Annotated in this window: 34 protein-coding genes; 33 read left to right on the top strand and 1 reads right to left on the bottom strand. The window is 43.8% G+C overall.

Features of this window, described 5'->3' with window-relative positions:
- Positions 1-86 precede the first annotated feature (86 nt).
- The 12 genes from KJS52_RS27785 (at position 87) to KJS52_RS18480 (ending at position 7752) form a co-directional block, all read left to right on the top strand.
- Entirely contained in the window at positions 87-1172 is a 1086-nt protein-coding gene (locus KJS52_RS27785; protein WP_213518103.1) for a collagen-like domain-containing protein, read from the top strand.
- 49 nt (positions 1173-1221) lie between these two features.
- Positions 1222-2340 (top strand): collagen-like domain-containing protein, encoded by a 1119-nt coding sequence (locus KJS52_RS27780; RefSeq protein WP_213518101.1) that lies wholly within the window; start codon positions 1222-1224, stop codon positions 2338-2340.
- A gap of 105 nt (positions 2341-2445) precedes the next feature.
- A complete protein-coding gene (locus tag KJS52_RS18525) occupies positions 2446-2679 on the top strand; it encodes a DUF2834 domain-containing protein (RefSeq protein WP_213518100.1) in 234 nt (77 codons plus the stop codon).
- Positions 2680-2783: 104 nt separating this feature from the next.
- Positions 2784-3440 (top strand): HAD family hydrolase, encoded by a 657-nt coding sequence (locus KJS52_RS18520; protein WP_213518098.1) that lies wholly within the window; start codon positions 2784-2786, stop codon positions 3438-3440.
- Positions 3441-3989, top strand: coding sequence for a GNAT family N-acetyltransferase (locus KJS52_RS18515; protein WP_213518096.1), 549 nt, complete (start codon positions 3441-3443; stop codon positions 3987-3989).
- 17 nt (positions 3990-4006) lie between these two features.
- A complete protein-coding gene (locus KJS52_RS18510; RefSeq protein ID WP_213518094.1) occupies positions 4007-4525 on the top strand; it encodes a GNAT family N-acetyltransferase in 519 nt (172 codons plus the stop codon).
- 154 nt (positions 4526-4679) lie between these two features.
- Positions 4680-5174, top strand: a complete 495-nt coding sequence (locus KJS52_RS18505) for a small multi-drug export protein (RefSeq protein WP_213518086.1) — start codon at positions 4680-4682, stop codon at positions 5172-5174.
- A 175-nt stretch (positions 5175-5349) separates the two neighbouring features.
- On the top strand, positions 5350-5937 hold the full coding sequence (locus KJS52_RS18500; RefSeq protein ID WP_213518084.1) for an HD domain-containing protein: 588 nt from the start codon (positions 5350-5352) through the stop codon (positions 5935-5937).
- 86 nt (positions 5938-6023) lie between these two features.
- Entirely contained in the window at positions 6024-6815 is a 792-nt protein-coding gene (locus KJS52_RS18495; protein WP_213518299.1) for a lipid II flippase Amj family protein, read from the top strand.
- A 143-nt stretch (positions 6816-6958) separates the two neighbouring features.
- Positions 6959-7162, top strand: a complete 204-nt coding sequence (locus tag KJS52_RS18490) for a hypothetical protein (protein ID WP_246563721.1) — start codon at positions 6959-6961, stop codon at positions 7160-7162.
- Between the two features lie 23 nt (positions 7163-7185).
- Positions 7186-7554, top strand: coding sequence for a DUF4180 domain-containing protein (locus tag KJS52_RS18485; protein ID WP_213518082.1), 369 nt, complete (start codon positions 7186-7188; stop codon positions 7552-7554).
- A gap of 24 nt (positions 7555-7578) precedes the next feature.
- Positions 7579-7752: a hypothetical protein gene (locus KJS52_RS18480; protein WP_213518080.1), complete on the top strand. Its 174-nt coding sequence runs from the start codon at positions 7579-7581 to the stop codon at positions 7750-7752.
- 3 nt (positions 7753-7755) lie between these two features.
- Here KJS52_RS18480 and KJS52_RS18475 read toward each other — a convergent pair whose 3' ends face one another.
- Positions 7756-8166: a hypothetical protein gene (locus tag KJS52_RS18475; RefSeq protein WP_213518078.1), complete on the bottom strand. Its 411-nt coding sequence runs from the start codon at positions 8164-8166 to the stop codon at positions 7756-7758.
- A gap of 60 nt (positions 8167-8226) precedes the next feature.
- On the opposite strand from KJS52_RS18475, the gene KJS52_RS18470 reads away from it, so the two are divergent.
- The 21 genes from KJS52_RS18470 to KJS52_RS18370 all read left to right on the top strand — a co-directional run bounded on the left by KJS52_RS18470 (position 8227) and on the right by KJS52_RS18370 (position 22779).
- Complete coding sequence (locus KJS52_RS18470; protein ID WP_213518076.1) at positions 8227-8622, top strand: VOC family protein; 396 nt, start codon at positions 8227-8229, stop codon at positions 8620-8622.
- Positions 8623-8667: 45 nt separating this feature from the next.
- Positions 8668-9201 (top strand): GNAT family N-acetyltransferase, encoded by a 534-nt coding sequence (locus KJS52_RS18465; RefSeq protein WP_306433590.1) that lies wholly within the window; start codon positions 8668-8670, stop codon positions 9199-9201.
- Between the two features lie 16 nt (positions 9202-9217).
- A complete protein-coding gene (locus KJS52_RS18460; RefSeq protein WP_213518074.1) occupies positions 9218-9766 on the top strand; it encodes a delta-aminolevulinic acid dehydratase in 549 nt (182 codons plus the stop codon).
- A 25-nt stretch (positions 9767-9791) separates the two neighbouring features.
- On the top strand, positions 9792-10544 hold the full coding sequence (locus tag KJS52_RS18455) for a class I SAM-dependent methyltransferase (protein ID WP_213518072.1): 753 nt from the start codon (positions 9792-9794) through the stop codon (positions 10542-10544).
- Positions 10545-10574: 30 nt separating this feature from the next.
- Positions 10575-11207: a pyridoxamine 5'-phosphate oxidase family protein gene (locus KJS52_RS18450; protein ID WP_213518070.1), complete on the top strand. Its 633-nt coding sequence runs from the start codon at positions 10575-10577 to the stop codon at positions 11205-11207.
- Positions 11208-11331: 124 nt separating this feature from the next.
- The gene (locus KJS52_RS18445; RefSeq protein ID WP_213518068.1) at positions 11332-11772 is read left to right on the top strand and encodes a GNAT family N-acetyltransferase; all 441 of its coding nucleotides are present in this window, start codon (positions 11332-11334) and stop codon (positions 11770-11772) included.
- Between the two features lie 172 nt (positions 11773-11944).
- Complete coding sequence (locus KJS52_RS18440) at positions 11945-12772, top strand: hypothetical protein (RefSeq protein ID WP_213518066.1); 828 nt, start codon at positions 11945-11947, stop codon at positions 12770-12772.
- A gap of 82 nt (positions 12773-12854) precedes the next feature.
- The gene (locus KJS52_RS18435; protein WP_213518064.1) at positions 12855-13055 is read left to right on the top strand and encodes a hypothetical protein; all 201 of its coding nucleotides are present in this window, start codon (positions 12855-12857) and stop codon (positions 13053-13055) included.
- A gap of 111 nt (positions 13056-13166) precedes the next feature.
- Complete coding sequence (locus KJS52_RS18430) at positions 13167-13538, top strand: hypothetical protein (protein ID WP_213518063.1); 372 nt, start codon at positions 13167-13169, stop codon at positions 13536-13538.
- 41 nt (positions 13539-13579) lie between these two features.
- Complete coding sequence (locus tag KJS52_RS18425; protein ID WP_213518061.1) at positions 13580-14014, top strand: GNAT family N-acetyltransferase; 435 nt, start codon at positions 13580-13582, stop codon at positions 14012-14014.
- Between the two features lie 33 nt (positions 14015-14047).
- Positions 14048-14530 carry a GNAT family N-acetyltransferase gene (locus KJS52_RS18420; protein ID WP_213518060.1) on the top strand — a complete coding sequence of 161 codons (483 nt, stop codon included), beginning with the start codon at positions 14048-14050 and terminating at the stop codon, positions 14528-14530.
- A 32-nt stretch (positions 14531-14562) separates the two neighbouring features.
- Positions 14563-15144 carry a DJ-1/PfpI family protein gene (locus tag KJS52_RS18415; protein ID WP_213518058.1) on the top strand — a complete coding sequence of 194 codons (582 nt, stop codon included), beginning with the start codon at positions 14563-14565 and terminating at the stop codon, positions 15142-15144.
- On the top strand, positions 15141-15791 hold the full coding sequence (locus KJS52_RS18410; protein ID WP_213518056.1) for an HAD family hydrolase: 651 nt from the start codon (positions 15141-15143) through the stop codon (positions 15789-15791). Before KJS52_RS18415 ends, KJS52_RS18410 begins: the two co-directional genes overlap by 4 nt.
- 14 nt (positions 15792-15805) lie before the next feature.
- Positions 15806-16474: a ribose-5-phosphate isomerase RpiA gene (gene rpiA, locus KJS52_RS18405; RefSeq protein ID WP_213518054.1), complete on the top strand. Its 669-nt coding sequence runs from the start codon at positions 15806-15808 to the stop codon at positions 16472-16474.
- 111 nt (positions 16475-16585) lie between these two features.
- The gene (locus KJS52_RS18400) at positions 16586-17131 is read left to right on the top strand and encodes a GrpB family protein (protein WP_213518052.1); all 546 of its coding nucleotides are present in this window, start codon (positions 16586-16588) and stop codon (positions 17129-17131) included.
- Positions 17132-17154: 23 nt separating this feature from the next.
- On the top strand, positions 17155-17619 hold the full coding sequence (locus KJS52_RS18395; RefSeq protein ID WP_213518050.1) for an NUDIX hydrolase: 465 nt from the start codon (positions 17155-17157) through the stop codon (positions 17617-17619).
- Between the two features lie 130 nt (positions 17620-17749).
- Positions 17750-17962 carry a hypothetical protein gene (locus tag KJS52_RS18390; RefSeq protein ID WP_213518048.1) on the top strand — a complete coding sequence of 71 codons (213 nt, stop codon included), beginning with the start codon at positions 17750-17752 and terminating at the stop codon, positions 17960-17962.
- 35 nt (positions 17963-17997) lie between these two features.
- Positions 17998-18621, top strand: a complete 624-nt coding sequence (locus KJS52_RS18385) for a hypothetical protein (RefSeq protein WP_213518046.1) — start codon at positions 17998-18000, stop codon at positions 18619-18621.
- 242 nt (positions 18622-18863) lie between these two features.
- A complete protein-coding gene (locus tag KJS52_RS18380; protein ID WP_213518044.1) occupies positions 18864-21251 on the top strand; it encodes a response regulator in 2388 nt (795 codons plus the stop codon).
- A 53-nt stretch (positions 21252-21304) separates the two neighbouring features.
- On the top strand, positions 21305-21688 hold the full coding sequence (locus KJS52_RS18375; RefSeq protein ID WP_213518042.1) for a response regulator: 384 nt from the start codon (positions 21305-21307) through the stop codon (positions 21686-21688).
- 20 nt (positions 21689-21708) lie between these two features.
- Positions 21709-22779, top strand: coding sequence for an HD domain-containing phosphohydrolase (locus KJS52_RS18370; RefSeq protein ID WP_213518040.1), 1071 nt, complete (start codon positions 21709-21711; stop codon positions 22777-22779).
- Positions 22780-22807: the final 28 nt, after the last annotated feature.

Here is a 22807-nt window from a genome sequence, read left to right as displayed (position 1 = left end):
AACATTCTATGACTGGCACAGACATTGTGGCTTCATCCGCCTTGGTGAGAACCGAGAGCCAATTCAAGTAAAGGAGTACGGTGTATATGACTATTGAAGACGGGGGTTTACTAGCCCAACAGGATGGCGGTCCGACTGGCCCGACCGGTCCGACGGGGCCGACCGGACATGCTGGAGTTCGTGGTCCGCAAGGAGAGAACGGTCAACTAGGAAGCACAGGAGCAACAGGAGCAACAGGCGATACAGGTCCGCAAGGTCCTACAGGTCCAATGGGACCGACAGGATCACCAGGGCATGAGGGGGCAACGGGAGCAACAGGTCCTACAGGTCAGCAAGGGCGTTCTGGTCCGACAGGCCCAACAGGAAGCATAGGAGATACCGGGCCGACTGGCCCGCAAGGCATGACTGGTAATCCTGGAGAAAATGGAGAGAGCGGTCCGACAGGTCCGACAGGACCGTCAGGAACAGGAGCAACAGGAAGTCCAGGTCCGACAGGACCAACAGGGTTGCCCGGAGCAACGGGTCCAACTGGCGCAGCAGGAGCAACAGGAGCAACAGGCGCACCAGGTCCAACTGGCCTGCCAGGTTTGACGGGTCCAACAGGCTCGCCTGGACAAACAGGCGCACCAGGTCTTCTTACTACTGCAGCAGACTATGCTATGTTAATCGATTCGTATCCAGCTAACCCTCCAACTACTATGGATCATACGCCAATCCCACTAGTTTCGATGTACGGATTTGGAGATTATGTAACGTGGACGGATCCGATTACTGTAGGAAATAATCATTATTATAAATATTTCCAACTAAAGGGTGGTTACTTCTATTATATTTCTTATCGAGCTTTGGTCCGCAGTTATACGAATGTAGATCCTGGCATTGAAATTGTACAAAATGATACAGAATTTTTGCCAGACAGTCAGATTGCCACTCCTGCCATTTCTGGAAAACCGGTGCTGCTGAGCAATTCTATCATTGTATTTTCAGACGATGATAGCATCAAGTTTTCTCTATGCTTGTCATATGGTGGTACCGCAGCAACCTCGCACGGTTTGAACGTTCATACTTCTCTGGATATTGCGACAGTATCGATATATGTTGTCGGAGACGAGTCACTGGTCAAGCATCCGATGAACGGCATGAGGCAAAATCTTTTTCCTGGGAAAATATAAGAATAAGACGTCTGCATCAGCTTTAACTACTTGAAAGGAGGATACAGCTATGTCTGAGAGAAAAAAACTGACAAACCGCGAATTTCCGCAAGATCCAATCGGCCCGACAAGCTCCTCAGGTGCTGACGATGCTATCGGCCCAACAGGCCCGGCAGGTCCAACAGGTCCAACAGGCCCGATAGGTCCAACTGGCTTTCACGGTAACACAGGCCCGACAGGCTTGACAGGCCCAACAGGCAGCCAAGGGGCTACAGGCTTAGTCGGTCTAACAGGTCCGACAGGTCAGCTTGGATTTACAGGAGCGGTCGGTTCAACCGGCCCAATGGGACCAACTGGTGAGATTGGCCCGACAGGAGCAACTGGAGCTAAAGGCATTGTAGGGGCAACGGGCCCAACCGGCCCGAGTGGTCCTACAGGTTTAAAGGGGAGGTCGGGCGATACGGGGCCGATGGGACCGGCTGGACAGGGAGGAACAGGGAGTACTGGATCAACCGGACCAATGGGATCCCCTGGTTCGACGGGTCCTAGTGGTTCCCCGGGTCCAACGGGCATTAGTGGGGCAATGGGAAGCACAGGGCCTTCTGGAATAGCCGGGCCGACGGGCCCGCAAGGACTTACAGGCTCATCAGGTATGATATATCTTTCCGGATCGTATGCCATATTAGTCGATCCAGTAAAAGCTGCGCAAGGCTCTGATCATACGCTCATTCCACTTAGTCCACAGTATAACTTTGGAGATAAGATTAACTGGGTGAATCCGATAACGATAGGCAATAACAGCTATATGCAGCAATTTACTTTAAAAAGCGGCTACTATTACTGCGTAGCTTATCGCGGCTTGGTACGAAATGATAGCGATACAGATCCTGGCTTGGAACTTTTATCTGGTATCCAATTTGGACAGAATACTCCAATATTAGACAGTCAAATCGTGACACCTGGAAGTCCAGGCAAACCGGTACTGTTAAGCAATGCGATCATCATTTATCCGGAAAGTGATGATATTTTATATTCGTTAGCGCTTATCTATGGCGGAACTTCAGTAACATCGGATGGTTTGAACGTTCATCAGGTGTTGGACCTAGCGACGGTTGCAATATTTGTAATTGGAAATGAACCAGCAAACTTTTTACTGGAATCACAGCTAGGCCCTGTCATTCAGGGGTAATAAAATATTACTGTTAATATTGGTAACACATTGAACCATATCTTTCGATGAAAGAATGGTTCTTTTCTATTATTAGGAAAATCATGCTAATATATAGCTGTGTCGATGTATTTTGATGAAGCGGCTCAAACCCGAATTGGCGCATTTGCCTGGTGGGACGTGATCGTATCAGCGATCGTATTGATCGGATTTATTCTGTACGAAGGAAAAAGGAAAAGCATCAAATATTTATTGGTTCCGATTGTTGGAACCTTCACGATAGGTGTTTCAATCGGATTACCTGCTTTTCACAAAGCAAAGGAAGTCTTTCGGCAACCCCTTACTCAACCGAATTTATAATAGGCGACTTAGAGGACGTTCGGCTAGGAATACTGCGAAAGCAGATGGTTTTGGTACAATAACCAGAGAGAGATAAATGTGAATAGTTAAAGGAGAGAATAACGATGGTAAAAGCATTTATATTTGATATGGATGGCGTCATTATTGACAGTGAGCCGCTGCATTTTGCAGTCGATTTGATGATATTGGAGCAATTCGGCCTTAATCTGGAAAAAGAAAAGCTGGAGCAGTATGTTGGAATGACAAACCCTGAAATGTGGAGACTGATCAAGGAACAATATGGTGTAACCAATACCGTTGAAGAGATGATCGAGGCTCAGCTAGCGAGAAAGCTGACGCATTTGGATGAAATTGAACTTGAACCAATCAGTGGAATAAGAGAGCTTCTACTCGAGCTTCGCAACAATAACATTTCAATTGGGCTTGCATCTTCATCGCCTAGAGTATTTATAGAAGCGGTATTGACGAAGTTTAATATTATCGATCAGTTCAGCTGTATTGTAAGCGGCGAGGAAGTGGATAGAGGGAAGCCTGCGCCAGATGTATATTTGGAAGCTGCACGGATGCTTAAGGTGAAGCCAGAGGACTGCGTTGTCCTCGAGGATGCAAAGCATGGGGTTAAAGCAGCCAAAAGTGCAGGCATGCAATGTATCGGATTTGTTAACCCCAACTCGGGTAATCAAGACTTATCGGAGGCTGACTTTGCTGTTACGTCTATCGGCGAGATTTCTGTACATCATTTGTTAAAGGGTGCATTCTAAATGATAGTTGCGCCAACGGAATTTACAGTGCGTGGCATAACCTATTCGATTAGAGTTGCTGTTGCAGAAGATGCAGCTGCGTTGTCTCATCTACGTGTACAGATCGATGGAGAGAGTGAAAATCTGGATAGGGAAAGCGGAGAAGACTATATTGATGCGGAACAATTTGCCCAAATAATCAAGAGGGACAATGATAGTCCGCGACATTTATTTTTAGTGGCGACTGTTGACAAGAGAATTGTTGGATTTTCACGATGCGCAGGAACTCAATTAAAACGGCTGTCCCATAAGGTAGAGTTTGGAGTGTGCGTGCTGAAACAATTTTGGGGCAACGGTATCGGGAAACATTTATTGCAGCAATCAATGTCCTGGGCGGATTCCAGCGGAATCAAAAAAATGGTGCTGTATGTGCTCGAAACAAATGAGAATGCAATTAAACTTTATAAGAAGCTAGGCTTTGAAGTCGAAGGAATATTAAAACAAGATAAGCTGCTGTCCGATGGGAACTATTACAACACTCTCGTCATGAGCAGAATTAACGAATCGTAATGGAGGCGTGTTAGATTTTGCTTGTTAAAATGACTGCTGAAAACATAAACGATTATAGTCAGCCCAATGAAGGCTTTGTCGTGTTCGGACGCATATTGCCGAAGTACGAAAACAGCCAATGGCAGTATACGGAAGAGCTGTTGGCAGAGCCCTACATTAAGCACTATGACGATGAAGAGCTTGATATAAGCTATGTGAACGATCCAGATAAAGCCGTTTATTTGTATTATGAGGGTCAGGCTTGCATCGGACGAATCAAACTGAGTACGAACTGGAACGGTTTTGCTTTGCTTGAGGATATAGCAGTAGCTAAAGATGGGAGACAAAAAGGAATCGGAACCCTATTGATGAACAAAGCGATCGCATGGGCCAAGCAGCAAAAATTGCTAGGGCTAATGCTGGAAACGCAAGATATCAATGTAGCGGCATGCCGATTTTACGCAAAAAATGGTTTTCAAATTGGCGGAGTAGATACGATGCTATATACAAAATTTTTTGCAAATGAGATGGCTGTTTTTTGGTATTACAAGTTTTAATAGAGCTCGCAAGGCTAGTGATGTTTCAGTCTGGAGACTGAGAGGAAGTTCAATCGTGCGACGCTGGGAGCGGCTTTCGTTTCCTTGTAAGATGGTTTACATAAGCAATCACGGTGGATGATTGAAAATTGATGTAACCAGGAGGCACGTCGCAATGGATTTCATTACGAATATTTTAGAGCAAATTAAGGATGCTCCCCCTATATTGCAGTTTGCAGGGATATGGCTTATTTCAGTTATTCCGTTTTTGGAAGCGTATATCGCAGTACCGATCGGGATTGCAGTCGGCTTGCCATTTTGGATGACAATTGCCGTAGCGATCATAGGGAATTGGTTATCAGTGGCTCTTGTAGTACTGGTAAGCGAAAGAGGACAGAAGTGGCTGCAGCGACGCCGCGCGGCCAAGCATAACAGCGGGGCATCGAGCAAGCGAATGCAGCGGGCCAGCGATCTATTCAATAAATATGGCGTACCAGGAGTTGCCTTCATCGGACCTCTGCTTATAGGCAACCACATTGGCGCTTTTATTTCCATCTTGTCTGGCGCGAGCAAGCGCTATGTACTGCTATGGCAAACGATCAGCATCATCGTATGGGCGCTTGGAACGGGAGTTCTTGTTGCGCTTGGCGTCGATTTGATTAACCGGTAGTAGCTGGCACTAAGCATAATTTTGGCATATGAGAGAAGCACGTAAATCGTACGTGTTTTCTCTCATATGCCATTTATTTTTTCCAAAGCTGGAATTGAAGTGTAAAATCCAAAAGGTTTTTGACCCGACTGCCGAGAATTAAAGAATATGCACTAAAGAAGCGGAGGGCGATTAGATGGAAAATATGCTTGAGAAAGAAATTGCGTTCTTGATTGAGATAGACAAGCTCAAAACAATTAATAGAAAGACCAGAATAATCCACGATTCCAGACTGGAAAATGATGCTGAACATTCTTGGCATCTTGCGATGATGGCAGTGGTGCTGCACAAACATGCGAATGAACCCGTTGACTTGTTCAAAGTTATAAAAATGCTGTTGATTCATGATTTAGTGGAGATTGATGCAGGCGATACCTTCGCCTATGATACCAATGGTCAAAGTGACAAATTCGAACGAGAAATACAAGCAGCCAAAAGATTGTTTGGCATGCTGCCTTCAGAGCTTGAACAACAGTTTTTAGAGCTGTGGTTGGAATTTGAGAAGAAGGAGACGAATGAGGCCAAATTTGCTGCCTCCTTAGATCGACTGCAGCCGTTAATTCATAACCATTTAAATCAAGGTGATACCTGGAAAAAATATAATATAAGCAAAGGCCAAGTAATGAATCGTAATAAAGAAATTGCAGAAGGCTCGAAGGCATTATGGGATTACGCGCAGCTTATTATTGAAAGCTCAGTGCAAAAAGGGAATTTGTCTGAATGAAACAATTGGTAATCCATGTTAAAATACTTAGTATCTAACAAGCAAGGCAACTGTAAATACAATGCCATCCAATGGAGAAAATCTACATGCTGAACTATTTTATCGTTATTTTTGTGCTCACCATGATTATACATACATCTGAAACATTATCTTACTCACTGAGATATGCCGGGGTGAAAATAAACAAGATTGCGGTTGCTTTATCGTTAACAGGAATTGTCGTGCTTATTTCAAGAACGGCAAATTTGATACAAGCGCCGCTTACAGGCAACATCGTCGACTACGGCATTGCTGATTCGTCCTTTAATGTGCTGGGCAATTTTAGGGTGCTACTTTTATCAGCAACGATTGGTACATTGCTGGCTATTTTGCTGTTTCCAACCTTCGTCAACATTTGGGGCAGAGTCATTTCAAGGCTGGAGCTTGCAGGCTCATTGCCAAAGCTTATTTCAAGTGTAACAATTGCCCAGCTCAAGAATACAAAATATTATGTCAAAAAGCCTACGTTTAATTTGTCCCAGTATAGATATTTGGGAATATCCAAAAGATTTATTGTGTTAAATATTTTGGTTACCGCCATTTATACAGTAGGTGTACTTTCTTCGCTGTACGCAGCGTATCTGGTGCCAGAATTAAGATTGACGGCCTCGCAATCATCCGGTCTAATAAACGGAATCGCGACAATATTATTAACGATCTTTATTGACCCGCAAATCGGCCTGATTACCGACAAAGCAATGAATAATGAAATATACCGCGATCAGCTTGGAAAAATATACAACGTGCTCATGCTGTCCCGCTTGCTCGGTACGTTGCTGGCACAGGCATTGTTGCTGCCTGCCTCAATGTTAATTGCAACCGTTATTAAATTTATGTGAGAAGGAGTAACAGTCGTTGCTGAACCTTGAGAAAGTTGAAACTATTGTCTTTCATGAGCTTAACGATTATGTATTAAGTGTAAAAAGGCTCATTGCTGCTACAGCAGCAGCAACCTGTATTATTCATAAAGGAGCCCCGTTCATTGACAGAATTAGGCGATAAACTCCCTATAGGCTCCTATCAGTCATTAGGCATAACTGGATGTGCTTGTCTAGTTATCCCGGAGCTTAATGTTGTAGCAGCGAGAATGTATAATCAGACGAAACCTAATCCTGCAGGATACGATTATCTTGCAGATATTAAGACGTTTGGCAATATGGTTTATCATTACGCTCGGCATTTATAAAGTAACGAAGGAAGGTTTTCGAAATGAATATTACGACAATCAACAGAAATGACGTAGAGCTTGCCCTTGTAAGCAGCAGTGAACTGCTTATAACAGATGTGCAGTCAGCGCTCGATCTGATCGCTACTGTAAGCTATGAAACTGGCTGCAATCGCATCATTATCAATAAATCGGCTATTATCGAGGACTTTTTTGACCTGAAAACAAAAATATTGGGAGAGATTACGCAAAAATTTATCAACTACCAAATCAAAATGGCAATCGTCGGCGATTTCTCAGCTTATACGAGTAAAAGCCTAAAGGATTATATTTACGAAAGCAACAGCGGTAAAAACTTTTTCTTTTTGGAAAGTGAAGAGCAGGCTATTGAAAAGCTAAGCTCCATTAGATAGTTGAAGGTTGAAGGAGGTCACAAGGTGACATATATAGTTGAAATTCTCGTAATCGTGTTTGCCGCAATTTCGATTCTTATAGGCAATAAAAAGAAAAGAAAGCTATGGCTGGGCATTGGAATTGGCGCGCTTATTGCAACGGTGGTATTAGGCTTGCCTGATTTTATTGAAGGGTTTCAAAAAGGGTTTAACGCTTAAAGCTTAATACTTGCTCGTTTTCACTTTTGTCACTGTATACGTAGAGCCGCCAGCTTCATTGTTCATAAAAATTTGTACCAGTTCATGATGATGTATTGCGGTTACTTGAACAATTAGGCTAAAAACTTTAGCCCCTCCCGCTGCCGATGCTTTGCGATCCTGTTCGCTAACCGAAGAGCTTGTACCTGTTACATAGGATTCAATATGAACGATTTTGATATCGACAAATTGAGGATATGTTTCATGATATAGATTTTGAAGCGATTGATAGATTACCGGGTGCAGCTGCTGGATTAGCGCCTGCTCTAACAGTTCAATTTTTTCGTCGTTTTGAGCAGCTTGTGCTGATTGTGAAGCTGCTTGGAAAAACAGTATTGTACCTAATGCGATTATTATTATTAGCTTTTTTCTCATTATGATCACCATCTATCATTGTTGCCAAGGTTGTTTTAATTATTCCGGAGGTGCATATTTATGGAAAATGGAAAAATATTGGGTATAGCCTATAATGTAATTCCTGTTGCTGATGTCGAAAAATCAGCAGCATGGTTTATAAAGCATTTCGGATTTAATGTAAGGCATCCGAGACCGGGTTATTTAAGCTTGTTTAGAGGCGATCGACCAATCCTTGATCTGATCCAAAGCGATAACGAAACAAGAGCAGTATTTGAAATAAATAATAAGAAAAGATGGGTAATTACCTTTTTTACAGATAATATTGAAGCGCTGCATGCCTACCTGCAATCGGAAAATGTGAAGGTTGGAAGCATTAGTGATGAAGGCCAATACGGAAAATTTTTCGTATTAGAGGACCCCGATGGCAATTTGTTTGATATCTGGGAGCATAAAGATTGCGAGCTCATTTTCTAGGACGTGTCTGAGAACGACACGCTCTAGAAAAGAAGGAAGGTGATCATGATGCAAATTGAGACGAACAGGCTTTTGATCAGAGAATTTGTACAGCAGGACTTGGAGCAGGTGCATGCATATGCCTCAGATCCTGTCGTAGCAACATATATGATATGGGGGCCAAATTCAATAGAGGAAACAGAAGCATTTATTAGCATGACTCTCAGCATGCAGCAAGAGTATCCACGTAAAAGCTTTGAATTGGCGGTTATTCATAAGCAAGCTAATACGCTTATTGGCGGCTGCGGGATTCATATTGTTCAGCCAGGACAAGGCGAAATTGGCTACTGCTTTCACAAAAATGCGTGGGGACAAGGCTTTGCTACAGAAGCTGCCGCTGCATTACTCGATTTCGGTTTTCATACGCTCGATTTGCATCGTATCTATGCGACTTGTCGACCTGCTAACATCGGCTCTGGACGAGTCATGCAAAAAATCGGAATGAAGTATGAAGGCCATTTGCGGGAGCATATGTGGCACAAAGGAAAGTGGCATGATTCCTATCAATATTCAATCTTGAAGCACGAATATTTAACATAACAAACTGGAGGAAAACATGAGTAAGCCTGAAATGAATGTAGCCGTTGTATGCGGCCCAAATTGTGACATGGAAGTGCAAGCGATTCGCTCCACGCTAGAGTATTTTGGAGCAAGAGTGTTTACGTATTGGGTAGGCAGACCTAATGATTTTATAGCTGTGCTGTCCGGTGATGATCTATATCCGAATACAGATTTGCTTCTGCTATCTTTTCATGGTGAAGACGGGAAGTTTATTATGCCCGAGCTAGGGGAAGAGGTCTACGAGGCTGAAGAGCCGCGCGGTGATTTTGGACCAGAGGAAATTAGACGATTTGCAGCGCTCAAAGGGAAGACGGTAATTGCCAACGGATGTACGCTGGGCACAGAAGAGATGGCTAGCGCATTTTTTGCTGCTGGCTGCAAGTCATTTATTGGACCGGACGATTATCCAGACGGCAATGCAGCGCTTATGTTTGCTATACGATTATGCTATGAGATGATTCAAAATAAGAAGAATATACAGGAAGCCTTTGCGCTCGCTCAGGCGATGGATGAGGAAATGCAGATGTATCGATTGTTTGAGTAAAAAGGCCTCTTACAGGAGTGAATATATGTACAGTCATTACGGAGAGCTCTGTACAGAGTTCTATGATCTAAGCAAGCCGCTTGGCTATTCAACTGGCGATGTCGATTATTATTTAGATAGGCTTTCCAATGTGAAAGGCAAGGTGCTTGAAGTTGGCTGCGGTTCTGGGCGAGTATTAATCCCGTTACTGCAGGCTGGCGTTCAAATTGATGGGATCGATAATTCCTGCGCAATGCTTGAAGCATGCAGAAAAAGATGTGAACAATTAAAGCTCAATCCACTGCTTATCGAAGGTGAGATGCACAGCTTCTCGCTGGATGCCCGATATGAAGCCATTATTATACCCGGAGGATCGTTTCAATTAATTGAGGAGCGGGAGAAGGCAGTTGCAGCGTTAAAGCAATTTAACAAGCATTTGGTTCCAGGCGGTAAATTGATCCTCGATCTTTTTCTTCCAACTGACTTCAATGCCAATGCGATCTCTACCCGAACGTTGGAAACTCCACAACAAGAGGTTCTTGTTCTGGAGGACAGACGAATAGAGGTTAATCTAATTGAGCAAAAAACAGTTTCTCTGCTGAAATATGAAAAGTGGAAGGATGGAGCGCTGCTTCAGTCTGAGCTTCAAAGATTTGCAGTTAGCTGGTACGGGCTTCAAGAGTTTGAACTATTGCTTGAAAAAGCAGGCTTTCATCAAATTAGTCAATCTGCCGATTATACATTTGGGCAGAAGGTAGTAAATGCGAATCAAATGATCACCTTTGAAGCAACAAGCTGAAGCATATTAGATTAGAATCGAGGGATCGTAATGAATAATCCTTTTACAAACAGCTTGTCCTCGGAAGAAGAGCTAAGAGCGATATTGGGCTATCCGAGCGAGGTTGTGAAAAATAAGACGATACATCATCTGGATCAGCACTGCCGTCACTTTATTTTGCTGTCGCCATTATTGTTTATTTCTACGTCGGATGATCAAGGGTTATGTGATGTGTCGCCGCGCGGAGATGCGCCAGGCTTCGTATTCGTAATTGATAATAAGCATTTAGTTATTCCAGAAAGACCCGGTAATCGCAGAATGGACTCGTTGCGCAATATATTGGCTAATCCACGGATCGGGATCATATTTATTATTCCTGGCCTCGAAGAAACATTGCGAATTAATGGAAAAGCCTGCGTAATCAAGGATGAGCATATGTTAGAGCAGATGAAAGTGAAGGATAAGAAGCCGCTTCTTGGAATCGGAGTTGAGGTTGAGGAGTGCTTCATTCATTGTGCCAAAGCCTTCAAGCGTTCTAAGCTATGGGATCATAGCTCCTGGATAGACGCAAATTCTTTACCATCGATCCCGAAAATAGTAGCTGCTCATGTCAATTCGCCCGAATTTACAGAAGAAGTGATCGAGAAGGGCTTACAGGAAAGCTACGAGAAACGGCTTTATTGAAAGTATATAATGAAAGGAGTGATGTGGGATGAAAACAAACCAATTTCTGCATATGTCGGTGATAGTAACGTAGAAAAATTCGGTTTCATATCGGATTTCTCTACAAAATTGAGGAGGACCCGAGATGATTAAATTAGAAAAGATTGATCAAAGTAATTGGGAAGCCTGCATTCGGCTCAAACCTAGAAAAGAACAGGAGCAATATATTGCTTCGAACTTATATTCAATTGCAGAAGTGCAGTTTTTACATGGTTTTGAGGTTAAGGCTATCTATTTGGAAAACGATATGATCGGTTTCGCCATGTATGGCATAGACCAGGATGATGGGAATTACTGGATTTATCGCTTTATGATTGATGCTCAATTTCAAGGGCGAGGCTACGGTTATCTTGCCATGCTGCAAATTATTGATGAGATAAGTAAACGTGCTGACCGTTCTAGCGTATTAAGGCTTGGTTATAACCCTAACAATGAACAAGCAAAAAAAATGTATGCTAAGCTTGGCTTTCAAGAGGAAGGAATTGCTCCATGGGGAGAAATGCTTGCTAGCTATCAGTGGGACTAACACATGATTGGATGGGGATTCAAATTGTCAGTATTTACTGACCTTCTGAATCCTCCTTTTTTGTATACGGAAGAACATTTTGGGCAATCAATGGATATACATGATGGTAAAACAGTACCGATGCATTCATTACCCTTATCTTTCAGATCCCGCATCATGAAAGGAGGAACATATGTCTAAGAAAAGGGCAGCCATTTATATTTGCATCGTTATCATTTTGCTGGTTACATTTCGATTGGAATATAAAACGGTATGGAATCAAGAGCTGTTTGATAGCTGGACTGAGGATCATACCGAGTTTTTATCTGATGAATATTTTAGCGGGCTTGACGAGCTGTATACTCAAGTAAAATTAAAGCATAAAAAGTGGCATTCGATTGATGGGCCGAATAAAATTGCAGCTAAAACGGTTCTAGCCAAAATGATGGAGGATTTAGAAAGTAATCCGGATGCAATCATCAATCATCAAAACTTTAATCGCTATTTCGAGACATTTGATCAGCATGTCAGAAGGCTAAGCGAGCTTACGGAGGAAATACATTTTTTTAGAAATACACTGAACAAGTACAGCGGTGCCCCATCCAGCCTGGACGAAATGATAACCTTGACAGCCCAGCATAAATGGCAGTTGTTTAGCGCAAAATTCCATCGCTATAATGTGGAAGGGATTAACGCTGCCTTAAATGTAAAATTCATTTCAGCAGATGGCAGGTTCGAGGTCGTTTACAATGCTGGTACTGGAGAAATGGTGGATGACCCCGTAAACATGGGGACTTACAATTATGCCCCTGGATCAATCAAGCCTCGGAAATATTTTAAACATTATCTTTTTGATGTTGTGCCTTGGAAGAAGTGGGGGAACGTTGAAGGTGTTTCCTATAAGGACATTACCCGTTTGCAGTCTAGGCATGGAACTGACGAGGAAAAGCATAACACGTTGAAAATAGAAAAGCTTATTGAGGAAAGAACCCTTGAATTAACTCAGAAGACCCATCTGTAGATAGCCCGCAGGCTATCTACAGATGGGTCTTTCTTTGATTCGTAAATTTAGGATATAATTAACAAAATTAGGAGGGAAAGATATGAAAGATGTCTACGGCTTACTCATGTTTGCAGTTGGATTCATCGGTTTAATTTTAACGTATTTTTTAAGCAGTATTGCTGGTCGTGTGGGGAGTCAATTCGGGCTGTATGATGATGAATGGGTGCCGATTGTATTTTATATCATATCAATTTTATTAATGGTATTTGGAGTTGTAAACGATCGCCGGAGGGATAGTTAGAGGGAATAGGCATATTTTACAAAAAATTAAAGGAATCTCTCCTAAAAGAAAGAACTTCTATAGAAACCAGATTCATTTGAGCGTGGACCATTCATTCAGGGAGGGATATTGATGAAGAAGAAAGAGTTTAAAGAGAAATTGTTTGAGCTGTTGAATGAAGGAATAGAGGAGCTGCCAACGGACGAGGTGATTCAGAAGACGAAGCTGCTGCTATTTGAATATGAGAAGAAGCAGAAGCACTCTATTGAAAATAAAGGGAAGCCATGGACAGATGAAGAGTTAAGAGTTGTCCTCTCGTTTGCCCCGACCAAAGAGAATATTTTAAAGCTGGCAAAAGGCTATAAGCGCAGCTATGGAAGCATTGAGCAGATTTTTCGGTGGGCTGTACTGCCAGATAAAGACATTTTCGAAAAAGGCAGAGAGAATGACAGCTTAATTAAGCAAGTAAAGCGAATCTATAAGGAAATGGGCTGGAAGGCATAGCTGAGCATGTAAGTAACATTTACAAGGAGGCTTGATCAGCTATGATCATTCGACAGTATCGCGCCGATGACTTGGACGCGATGTGCAGCCTGATGGCTGACTTGGGGTATCCAACAGAACAGGATGCAATGATGGCAAGGCTTGAGCGAATGCAACAGGATGCCAGTTACCATACCTTTATGGCGGAGCATGATGGTGAAGTAGTTGGAATGGCTGGAGTCCGACTCAGCTTGGCATACGAAATAGATGATATAGTCGTGCAAATTTCTGCATTAGTGATCAAACGGCAATATCAAAACCGAGGATTTGGCAAGCAAATCATTCGCCATGTGGAGCAATGGGCAAAACAGCAGGGCTCTACCCATATTGTGCTCACAAGTGGAATAAAAGCAGAAAGGCAGCAAGCGCATCAATTTTATAAAAATGCAGGCTTTCAAATCACAGGCTATCGCTTTGCCAAAGACTTAAATCATTAGCTTTTTGAACTCGTTTATAAAGGAGCAACAAGTATGTATACGCACAGAAATCTCGAACATATGGACCTGGAAGTCATCTGCACCTTTCCGCAAGCTGCAGATGAGCTTGTCTATATTAGCCCGAAGTTTCAATACCCGTTAACTCCAGATCAAATTTTAGCTTTGCTAAAGGATCGGTTTGAGCCGACAGTTATTTTGGATCGTGCGGCAGATGAAGTAGTCGCTTATGCCAATATTTATGGCTATGACGCAGAGGCACGTACTTGCTGGCTTGGTAATGTTGTTGTATCGCCCCAATATAGAGGACGAGGAGCGTCTCAGTTTCTTTTGGATGTTATGCTTAATAAGGCCAAATCGGTTCTGGGAGCCGAGACAATACGTCTTGCCTGTCATAATACGAATTCAAGAGGCCTGGCTTTCTATGTAAAGTACGGGTTTAAACCTTATGATATCCATATAACAGAACAAGCTGAACGGAAATTAATTGCGATACATATGAGCAAGCAGCTTGTGTAGATGCCATCTTAAATTGAAAGAAGGTCAAGTTGATGAAATTCGCATTAGTATTGTTTAACGGTGTTACCTTCCTTGATTTCGTAGGATTCTACGATGTCATATACCGGTTGAACTTATTTGAACCGTCTAAAGGGACAACCTGGGATATTTGCGGGCTGACAGATGAGGTTACTGATGAGCTGGGAATGAAGGTTAAGGTCAATGTAATTCGTCCTGATTTATCGCAGTACGATTTCGTTTTTATCCCGGGAGGAATGGGAACTAGAAAGCTGCGCGAGGATAAGGAATTCGTAGACTGGATTAAAACTGCCGAAGCTGTTCCTTATAAAGCATCGGTTTGTACAGGTTCGCTATTGTGGGGCGCAGCCGGCTTCCTGAAGAATAAGAAAGCAACGACGCATCCTAATGTTTATGATTTGCTGGAGCCTTACTGCGCAGAGGTCGTTAAAGCGCGCATCGTAAAGGATGGCAACGTGATTACAGCAGGTGGAGTTGCTACTTCAATTGACTTGGGCTTGTATATTATTGAGCTTTTTGCAGGCAAAGAAGCTGTGCCTGTAGTAAAACAGCAGCTCGATTATCCGTATACGACAACAGGAATTGTAGAGCTATGACGTGCAGCATTAAAGCAATTATTTTTGATATGGATAATACGTTGCTGCAGTCCTCTATAGATTTCAAGGCTATGAAGCAGGCAATCTATGCCTTTCTTGTGTCCGAGGGCGTACTTCCGGCACAATTAGATCTTGATCGTCATACATCGTCTACAATCATTAAAGAAGCCGTTCAGACAAAGCTAATGACAGAGCAGCAGCTATCGCAGATGTGGGACATTGCTGAGCAATTTGAAGTGATCGGCATGAAACAAGCCGATCTGGAGCCGGGAGTGCTCGAGCTGCTGGAGGAATTGCAGGGAAGGTATCGGATGGTCATTGTGACAAATAACTCGAATAAAACGGCACAAGCTGCGCTAAAGGACCATAACATCCTTCATTATTTCGATCATGTCGTTGGCAGAGAAAGCATGGGCTCGTTAAAGCCGTCGCCTGATGCCTTTCAATATGTTCTACGGCAGCATCAGGAGCTGTTGCCTGAGGCCTGGGTTTCAGTAGGGGATGCCTGGATAGATGGGGCAGCCTCTATAGCTGCCGGCATTCCATTTATCGCTTACCGGGCTGATCGCAATAAAATGAAGCAGCATCATGTTTTGCCCAAAGTATTTATCGAGGACATTAGAGAGCTAAAGCAATATATTGGATAGCTGGGAGGTTTGTCATGGAAGCCAAACGAATAGCCGCCGAACGAGCAGTGGATGATGTACGGGACGGAATGATAGTCGGCTTGGGCACTGGCTCAACCGCCTATTATGCGATACAAAGGCTCGGTAGGCTGGTTCAGCAAGGCTTGAGCATTCAAGCAATTGCGACATCGCTTCAATCTGAGCAGCTTGCAACGCAATTGGGCATTCCGTTGGTTTCCTTTTCTGAAATGACGGAGCTTGATCTAACGATTGACGGAGCAGATGAGGTTGACTCTGCATTTAATCTGATTAAAGGCGGCGGTGGCGCTTTATTGCGCGAGAAAATTGTAGCTGCTGCCAGCAAGCAGCTTACCATCGTCGTTGACGAGCATAAAGTAGTGCGTCAGCTTGGCAAATTTGCGCTGCCTGTAGAGATCGTAAAATTCGGCTATGAAGCCACGATTCGCAAGCTTTTTCAATTAGGCTGCGAGCCGATATTAAGAGCTCGAGACGGAGAGCTCTATGTAACGGACAATGGAAATTATATTGTAGATTGCAGCTTTAATCAGATTGCTGCACCGGTTGAGCTGCATCGAGAGCTTAATCTGATCCCGGGAGTTGTAGACAACGGGTTGTTTGTAGGAATGACAAAAAAAGTAATCGTGGGATATGACAACGGAGACGTTCAAGTGCTTGAAAGTTAAAGGCTTGGGCAATAAGCAGAACGTATGCCTCAACCTGAAGCTATAGGCTATCTGTGGTTGAGGCGTTTTATGTTCGCTGGATATGGAAATGACTTTGGAGGAGATAGCGTGATGCAGGAAGCAGTCGTGATTGAGCCATACAATGAGCAATGGCCGGTTTTATATGAAGAGCTTCGTCAACGGCTTGTCACGGAAATAGCAGATTCAATAGTGAGAATTGATCATATTGGTTCAACTGCGGTAGCTGGCTTAGCTGCAAAGCCGATTATCGATATTCAAATTTCGGTGCACGATCTGAAGCATACCGAGCAGCTTGAGCATGGCTTAAGCACACTTGGATTTGTATACAGACGAAATAATCCGGATCTTAGCAAAAAATACTTTAGAGAAGCTGCTGGCATGAGAAGAACCCATATTCATGTAAGAGAAGCGGGAAGCTGGTCCGAGCAATTTCATTTGTTATTTCGAGATTATTTGCGGGCTCACAAGGAGGCTTGCAGCGAGTATGAAGAGGTAAAGAAAGAGCTGGCAAAGCAATATACATATGAAAGAGAGCGCTATGTTGAAGGCAAATCAGCGGTTATTTGGCGCATTATGCAAAAGGCAAACAGCTGGAGTCAGGAAATCGGCTGGAAGCCAGAGCCATGCTGTTTATAGTCAAGAAAATGGAGGCTTTAACGATGGGGTACATTGAGGATATTAGAAAATTGGTAGGGAATCAGCCGCTTATTTTGGTAAGACCAAGTGCGGTTATCATTAATTCGCTTGGGCAAATTTTATTGATCCAATATCCGGATCATTCGTGGGGAATACCAGGCGGTTTAATGGAGCTTGGCGAATCGACAGAGGAGTGCCTAAGAAGAGAGGTAAAAGAGGAAATTAACCTTGAGCTTGGCGAGCTTCAGCTTTTTGGTGTGTTTTCTGGCAAGGAGCTTTATACGAAGCTGGTCAATGGGCACGAATATTATAACGTTATTGTCGCTTACATTTGCAACTCATTTGAAGGCGAGCTAGCGCCAGATGGTGTTGAAATAATAGAGGCTCAATTTTTTCATTTGCACGAGATTCCAGAAAGCACACAGCCGTTTATTAAAGACAAGCTAAAGCAGTTTGCCCCTCAGCTCAATCAAATATTGCGTGAATGAACTAATAGAAGTTGTTAAGCAGCAGAACAAGGGCTAGCAATTTTTGTGAAAAAAATTAACAAATGGTCTGCAACGTTTATTAACTATATTGCGTCAGATGATATATCAATTTACTAAGGGGATCATTTGAATGAGAATACTAGCCGCGCTGCTTATTCTTTCACTTTCCTTAGGTGGAATGACAGGATGCACACAAAAACCTGCTGTAACGGCTAATATGTTTGAAGCAGCTATTGAGCCGTTGAGCGAAGTTAAGGCAGGCAGTCCATTTCAAGTACAATCTAACGGTGAGGTTCATGAGATCCAATTGGAATCCGAGCCATACTCGTTTACTGTCGGGTGATTAGTTAATGAAATTAAGTGAAAGAAGGCGTAATGATGAAGGTAGCCAAGTTGTTTGCATGTGCCATATTGATAATGTCTTTATTGGCGGGATGCGCCAAAAGCACGCAGCCAGAGAAGGAGAACGCTGGGCAGGAGGAGCAAACAGGTACGAATACAAATGAGCCTTCTAATCCGCAGGTGCCTGAATCCACTGCTCCGCAGGAGCTTTCTGATTTTGCAGTACGTATTGGCAACAGCTCAATTGCATTGAAGGATAAGGAAAATGAAGTGAACTTGGAAGAGCTTCTCGGAGCTCCGAGCTCGGAAGAAACGACTGTGCTGGGAGAAACTGCAGATACGCTTGCGGGCACTCACGTGAAAACGCAGCAATACGACGGCCTTGAGCTGCAGTTGTTTTCTCCTAAGCAGGATCAAGAGCAGTTTTGGATTCAATCGATCACGATAACCAATGAAAGCTACTCAACCTCAAAAGAAGTAACAATAAACGATTCCTTGGAGCAGCTTATTGCTGCTTACCCTACTATAGAAATGGCCAAAGATGGAAGAACTGATCCAAACAATTGCGCGTATGTTATAGCTGAATCTGTACAGTTTTTAACCTTTGAAGTAGACGACGGTGTAATAAAGGAAATCAAGCTCTACTATGAACTTCAATAATGAAGGGATGGAGCTTGTGAGACTTGTACGAATTTGCACGAAGCCAGAGCTTACTTGCAAGCCTCGTTTGTTGGGAATAGAAATTCCTGACAGACGAGGCTTTTTCATGCATAAAATACGGGTTTGCAACGAAATCTGTCGGTTTTTATCAGAAAATATTGGGATTTTAACATTAAAGTCGTAGATTGCTGCTTGAATTCAAGTTATAATCGAATCACCATCAAGCGTACAGGAGAGATTTTATGGAACATGTTCATGGCTCTTATGACATCATTCTTGTGTTGTTTTCGTACATCGTAGCAGTCGTAGCCTCTTACACTGTACTGGATCTCGTAGAACGAATCAGCACCTCAGCGGGAAGGAGCCGCTGGCTGTGGCTGTTGTTTGGCGCGGTAGCGATGGGGATGGGGATTTGGTCGATGCACTTTGTAGGCATGCTTGCATTTTCTCTACCAGTTTCTGTTGCCTATGATTTGACCCTGGTATTCCTATCCGTATTAGTAGCCATTATAGCCTCATTTATTGCTTTGTATATGGTGGGCAGAAGACAGACCTCGCTCAGCCAAATATTCGGCGGGGGAATATTGCTGGCAGCAGGCATTTCCGCCATGCATTATATCGGAATGGCTGCCATGATTATTGATATTACATACGATCCATTCTGGTTTGCACTGTCGATTGTCATTGCTTTGGTTGCTTCCGTTGCAGCATTATGGCTTTCCTTCTATTTCAGGCAGGGGGCTGTTCGAGGTGGGCACTGGAAGAAAATTGGAAGCGGTTTAATTATGGGAGCCGCTGTAGTTGGCATGCATTATGTAGGAATGGCCGCAGCCCATTTTCATCTGGGTGAGAAAGCAAGATCCGCTTCAGGCATCATACTGGATCAGCAATGGCTGGCTTATCTCATAGCGGGCGGCACCTTGTTTACACTTGGCTTGTCGCTCATAGGAATTTATGTTTCCAACCGTTTTACGCACAAGGACTCAGAGCTAGAGGAAAAAGCGCTGGAAATCCAGCGGAAAAATGAGGAGCTGCGAGAGCTTAACGATCATTTGGAGGAGCTGGTAGAGGAGCGAACGGCCGAGCTTGAGCATGCAAAAAATGAAGCGATTAAAGCGAATATGATCAAGAGCCAGTTTTTGGCGAATATGAGCCATGAGCTGCGTACGCCGCTTAATGCCATAATCGGGTACAGCGAAATGCTGATCGAGGAGGTAGAGGAGCTTAATGAGCCAATCCTGGCCGAAGATTTAAACAAAATTCGCACGGCGGGCAATCATTTGCTGTCGTTAATAAATGATATTCTCGATATTTCAAAGATTGAAGCAGGAAAGATGGATATCTATGTTGAGGAATTTGAGCTGAATGATTTAGTACAAGATATTGAGACAACAGTTAGACCGCTTGTAGAGGGCAATGGAAATTCGTTGGAAATCTACTCTGTTCAAGGCGCAATCACAGCTGATTTGACCAAGCTGCGACAGATTATAATTAATTTGATCAGCAATGCCGGAAAGTTTACACACAATGGATCGGTGGTGCTTAAAGTAGCCAGGCAGTCCATGAATAACGTGGACGGTTATACCTTTTTTGTGCAGGATACCGGAATCGGGATGACGCCGGAACAAATAGAAAGATTGTTTCAGCCTTTTACACAAGCGGATAATTCAACGACTCGCAAATATGGCGGCACTGGCCTTGGACTGGCCATTAGCCAACGCTTCTGTCAGCTTATGGGCGGGGAGATTAAAGTAGAAAGCGAAACAGGCAAAGGCAGTCTATTCTCGTGCTGGATTCCAGCCTCGCCATTGGCTGCAAATGATGCATCAGCCGATCAACAGACGCTGGCGCAGCATGCAGAATATGTTGATCAAGCTGATTCTGTTCATATCCTGCTTATTGATGACGAGCCGTTTAACCATCAATTAATGCAGCGTTATCTTGCGAAGGAAGGCTGGACGCTAGCCTTTGCAGAAAGCGGAACGAAAGGAATTGAGCTCGCAGAGAAGCTCCAGCCGCATGTAATATTGCTTGATATTCTTATGCCTAGCATGGATGGCTGGAATGTGCTCTCTGCATTAAAAAGCAACCCGAAGCTGCAGGATATTCCCGTCGTAATATGGTCAATGACCATCGACAAGCAGCTTGGCTATACGCTAGGTGCATCCGAGTTTTTAACGAAGCCGTTGCAGAAGGATCGATTGCTGCAGGTTATGAACAAATACATCCCGAAGCATGTTGATCATACTGTGCTCGTCATTGAAGATGATGCTGCGACCAACGAGCTGATCGCACGGCTGCTGGAAAAGGAAGGCTATTCGGCAGTGCAGACAGGAAACGGCAAGCTTGCACTGGAATATATGGCAGCCGAAAAAAAGCCGGATCTAATTTTGCTCGATTTGATGATGCCGGAGATGGACGGATTTACCTTCGTGGAGGAGGTACGCAAAGAGGAGGAGTGGCACAATATTCCGATTGTTGTCATTACAGCCAAGTCGATTACGTCTGAGGACAGGGAGAAGCTGAATGGCAATGTTGAATCCATTATTCAAAAAGGCTCTACCGATTATTTAACAGTAATTAAGGAGATCGAGCAGCTAATAGCTACGGCAGTCGAACGGTCTGAATGATCAAGCTTATCTTTTATGCAAGTCCATTTCATTTAACAGGAGAGTGAGACGTTATGGAAGCCATTTTATTGGTCGAGGACAATGAAATGAATCGCGACATGCTATCTCGTCGCTTGTCTCGTAAAGGGTTTCGCGTTATTGCAGCAGAAGATGGTCAGCAAGGGATAGAGCTGGCAGTATCGGAGCGGCCCGATCTTGTATTAATGGATCTCAGTTTACCCGTTGTTGATGGCTGGGAAGCGACGCGCACTTTAAAGCAGTCAGCGGAGACAAAGCATATCCCGGTTATCGTGCTGACTGCACATGCAATGGCAGGAGATGAGCAAAAGGCCCGCGAAGCCGGTTGCGATGATTTTGATACTAAGCCGGTCGATTTCACTAGACTGCTTAACAAAATACAAGCTGCTCTAGCTGGCTGCAGTGAACATCAAGCGTAACGATAATGGAGAGAACAATAATGGACGACACAAGACAACAAGCCAATATTTTAATCGTAGACGATCAGGAATACAACATTAGTTTATTGGAACGCATATTGACGCGAGCAGGCTTTAAACATATTTATACAACGATGGATCCTTATCAAATTCTGCCGTTGCTTGCAGAGGTTAAGCCAGATATTGTTTTGTTGGATCTCCATATGCCTGGCATGGATGGCCTGGAGGTGCTGCAGCTAATTCGCGAGCATATTGGCGAGGAGCAATATTTGCCTGTTTTAATGCTCACCGCTGATGTAACGCATGAAGCCAAGCAGCAGGGCTTGCGGGCAGGTGTTAACGATTTTTTAACGAAGCCATACGACCGAACCGAGGTTATTTTGCGTATTAATAATTTATTGAAAACACGTGAGCTTCATATGCAGCTGCAGCACTATACTGCTACGCTGGAGGAAAAGGTGCGCGAGCGGACTGAGGAGCTAAAGCGTGCACAAATCGAAATTTTGCAGCTGCTTGGTCGGGCAGCGGAATATCGCGATGATATGACCGGACAGCACACGCTGCGGGTTGGCTGGATATCCCAATTGATCGCAAAGCGGCTCGGCTTTACAGAGCATGAATCAGAAATGATTCGCATGGCAGCAGCGCTGCACGATATCGGAAAAATTGGCATTCCTGATGAAATTTTGATGAAGCCGGGCCGGTTTCTGCCCGAGGAATTTGAACGGATGAAGACCCATACGACGATTGGCGCAAGCATTTTGGAGGGCAGCTCGTTTGCGATATTGAAGCTGGCTCAGGTTATTGCTGTTGCACATCATGAAAAATGGGATGGTACTGGCTATCCAGAGGGCTTAAAGGGAGAAGCGATACCGCTAGAGGCGCGAATTGTTGCTCTTGCTGATTTCTATGACGCGTTAACCCATGAACGGCCATATAAAAAAGCATGGAGCCCGGAGGAAACAATAGAAGAAATCAAGCGACAGCGCGGCTTGCATTTTGATCCTCACATTGTAGATGTTTTCATTGATATTTTCGAGCAGCAGGAGTTGACCCTTGCAATGAACTCGCCTGCAGAAAGCCTGCTATAAGCAGGACATGAATAATAGCCTTTAGTTC

The sequence above is a fragment of the Paenibacillus montaniterrae genome, from assembly GCF_018403185.1.
Taxonomy (GTDB): domain Bacteria; phylum Bacillota; class Bacilli; order Paenibacillales; family Paenibacillaceae; genus Pristimantibacillus; species Pristimantibacillus montaniterrae.
Note: the sequence above shows the minus strand (reverse complement) of the source record. Positions and strands in the feature narration are given on the sequence as shown.

Excerpts from the sequence above, each read along its gene's own strand:
- KJS52_RS27785 (WP_213518103.1), top strand. The coding sequence starts at position 87 with ATGACTATTGAAGACGGGGGTTTACTAGCCCAACAGGATGGCGGTCCG.
- KJS52_RS27780 (WP_213518101.1), top strand. The coding sequence starts at position 1,222 with ATGTCTGAGAGAAAAAAACTGACAAACCGCGAATTTCCGCAAGATCCA.
- KJS52_RS18525 (WP_213518100.1), top strand. The coding sequence starts at position 2,446 with ATGTATTTTGATGAAGCGGCTCAAACCCGAATTGGCGCATTTGCCTGG.
- KJS52_RS18520 (WP_213518098.1), top strand. The coding sequence starts at position 2,784 with ATGGTAAAAGCATTTATATTTGATATGGATGGCGTCATTATTGACAGT.
- KJS52_RS18515 (WP_213518096.1), top strand. The coding sequence starts at position 3,441 with ATGATAGTTGCGCCAACGGAATTTACAGTGCGTGGCATAACCTATTCG.
- KJS52_RS18505 (WP_213518086.1), top strand. The coding sequence starts at position 4,680 with ATGGATTTCATTACGAATATTTTAGAGCAAATTAAGGATGCTCCCCCT.
- KJS52_RS18500 (WP_213518084.1), top strand. The coding sequence starts at position 5,350 with ATGGAAAATATGCTTGAGAAAGAAATTGCGTTCTTGATTGAGATAGAC.
- KJS52_RS18495 (WP_213518299.1), top strand. The coding sequence starts at position 6,024 with ATGCTGAACTATTTTATCGTTATTTTTGTGCTCACCATGATTATACAT.
- KJS52_RS18485 (WP_213518082.1), top strand. The coding sequence starts at position 7,186 with ATGAATATTACGACAATCAACAGAAATGACGTAGAGCTTGCCCTTGTA.
- KJS52_RS18475 (WP_213518078.1), bottom strand. The coding sequence starts at position 8,166 with ATGAGAAAAAAGCTAATAATAATAATCGCATTAGGTACAATACTGTTT.
- KJS52_RS18470 (WP_213518076.1), top strand. The coding sequence starts at position 8,227 with ATGGAAAATGGAAAAATATTGGGTATAGCCTATAATGTAATTCCTGTT.
- KJS52_RS18465 (WP_306433590.1), top strand. The coding sequence starts at position 8,668 with ATGATGCAAATTGAGACGAACAGGCTTTTGATCAGAGAATTTGTACAG.
- KJS52_RS18460 (WP_213518074.1), top strand. The coding sequence starts at position 9,218 with ATGAGTAAGCCTGAAATGAATGTAGCCGTTGTATGCGGCCCAAATTGT.
- KJS52_RS18455 (WP_213518072.1), top strand. The coding sequence starts at position 9,792 with ATGTACAGTCATTACGGAGAGCTCTGTACAGAGTTCTATGATCTAAGC.
- KJS52_RS18450 (WP_213518070.1), top strand. The coding sequence starts at position 10,575 with ATGAATAATCCTTTTACAAACAGCTTGTCCTCGGAAGAAGAGCTAAGA.
- KJS52_RS18445 (WP_213518068.1), top strand. The coding sequence starts at position 11,332 with ATGATTAAATTAGAAAAGATTGATCAAAGTAATTGGGAAGCCTGCATT.
- KJS52_RS18440 (WP_213518066.1), top strand. The coding sequence starts at position 11,945 with ATGTCTAAGAAAAGGGCAGCCATTTATATTTGCATCGTTATCATTTTG.
- KJS52_RS18435 (WP_213518064.1), top strand. The coding sequence starts at position 12,855 with ATGAAAGATGTCTACGGCTTACTCATGTTTGCAGTTGGATTCATCGGT.
- KJS52_RS18430 (WP_213518063.1), top strand. The coding sequence starts at position 13,167 with ATGAAGAAGAAAGAGTTTAAAGAGAAATTGTTTGAGCTGTTGAATGAA.
- KJS52_RS18425 (WP_213518061.1), top strand. The coding sequence starts at position 13,580 with ATGATCATTCGACAGTATCGCGCCGATGACTTGGACGCGATGTGCAGC.
- KJS52_RS18420 (WP_213518060.1), top strand. The coding sequence starts at position 14,048 with ATGTATACGCACAGAAATCTCGAACATATGGACCTGGAAGTCATCTGC.
- KJS52_RS18415 (WP_213518058.1), top strand. The coding sequence starts at position 14,563 with ATGAAATTCGCATTAGTATTGTTTAACGGTGTTACCTTCCTTGATTTC.
- KJS52_RS18410 (WP_213518056.1), top strand. The coding sequence starts at position 15,141 with ATGACGTGCAGCATTAAAGCAATTATTTTTGATATGGATAATACGTTG.
- rpiA (WP_213518054.1), top strand. The coding sequence starts at position 15,806 with ATGGAAGCCAAACGAATAGCCGCCGAACGAGCAGTGGATGATGTACGG.
- KJS52_RS18400 (WP_213518052.1), top strand. The coding sequence starts at position 16,586 with ATGCAGGAAGCAGTCGTGATTGAGCCATACAATGAGCAATGGCCGGTT.
- KJS52_RS18395 (WP_213518050.1), top strand. The coding sequence starts at position 17,155 with ATGGGGTACATTGAGGATATTAGAAAATTGGTAGGGAATCAGCCGCTT.
- KJS52_RS18390 (WP_213518048.1), top strand. The coding sequence starts at position 17,750 with ATGAGAATACTAGCCGCGCTGCTTATTCTTTCACTTTCCTTAGGTGGA.
- KJS52_RS18385 (WP_213518046.1), top strand. The coding sequence starts at position 17,998 with ATGAAGGTAGCCAAGTTGTTTGCATGTGCCATATTGATAATGTCTTTA.
- KJS52_RS18380 (WP_213518044.1), top strand. The coding sequence starts at position 18,864 with ATGGAACATGTTCATGGCTCTTATGACATCATTCTTGTGTTGTTTTCG.
- KJS52_RS18375 (WP_213518042.1), top strand. The coding sequence starts at position 21,305 with ATGGAAGCCATTTTATTGGTCGAGGACAATGAAATGAATCGCGACATG.
- KJS52_RS18370 (WP_213518040.1), top strand. The coding sequence starts at position 21,709 with ATGGACGACACAAGACAACAAGCCAATATTTTAATCGTAGACGATCAG.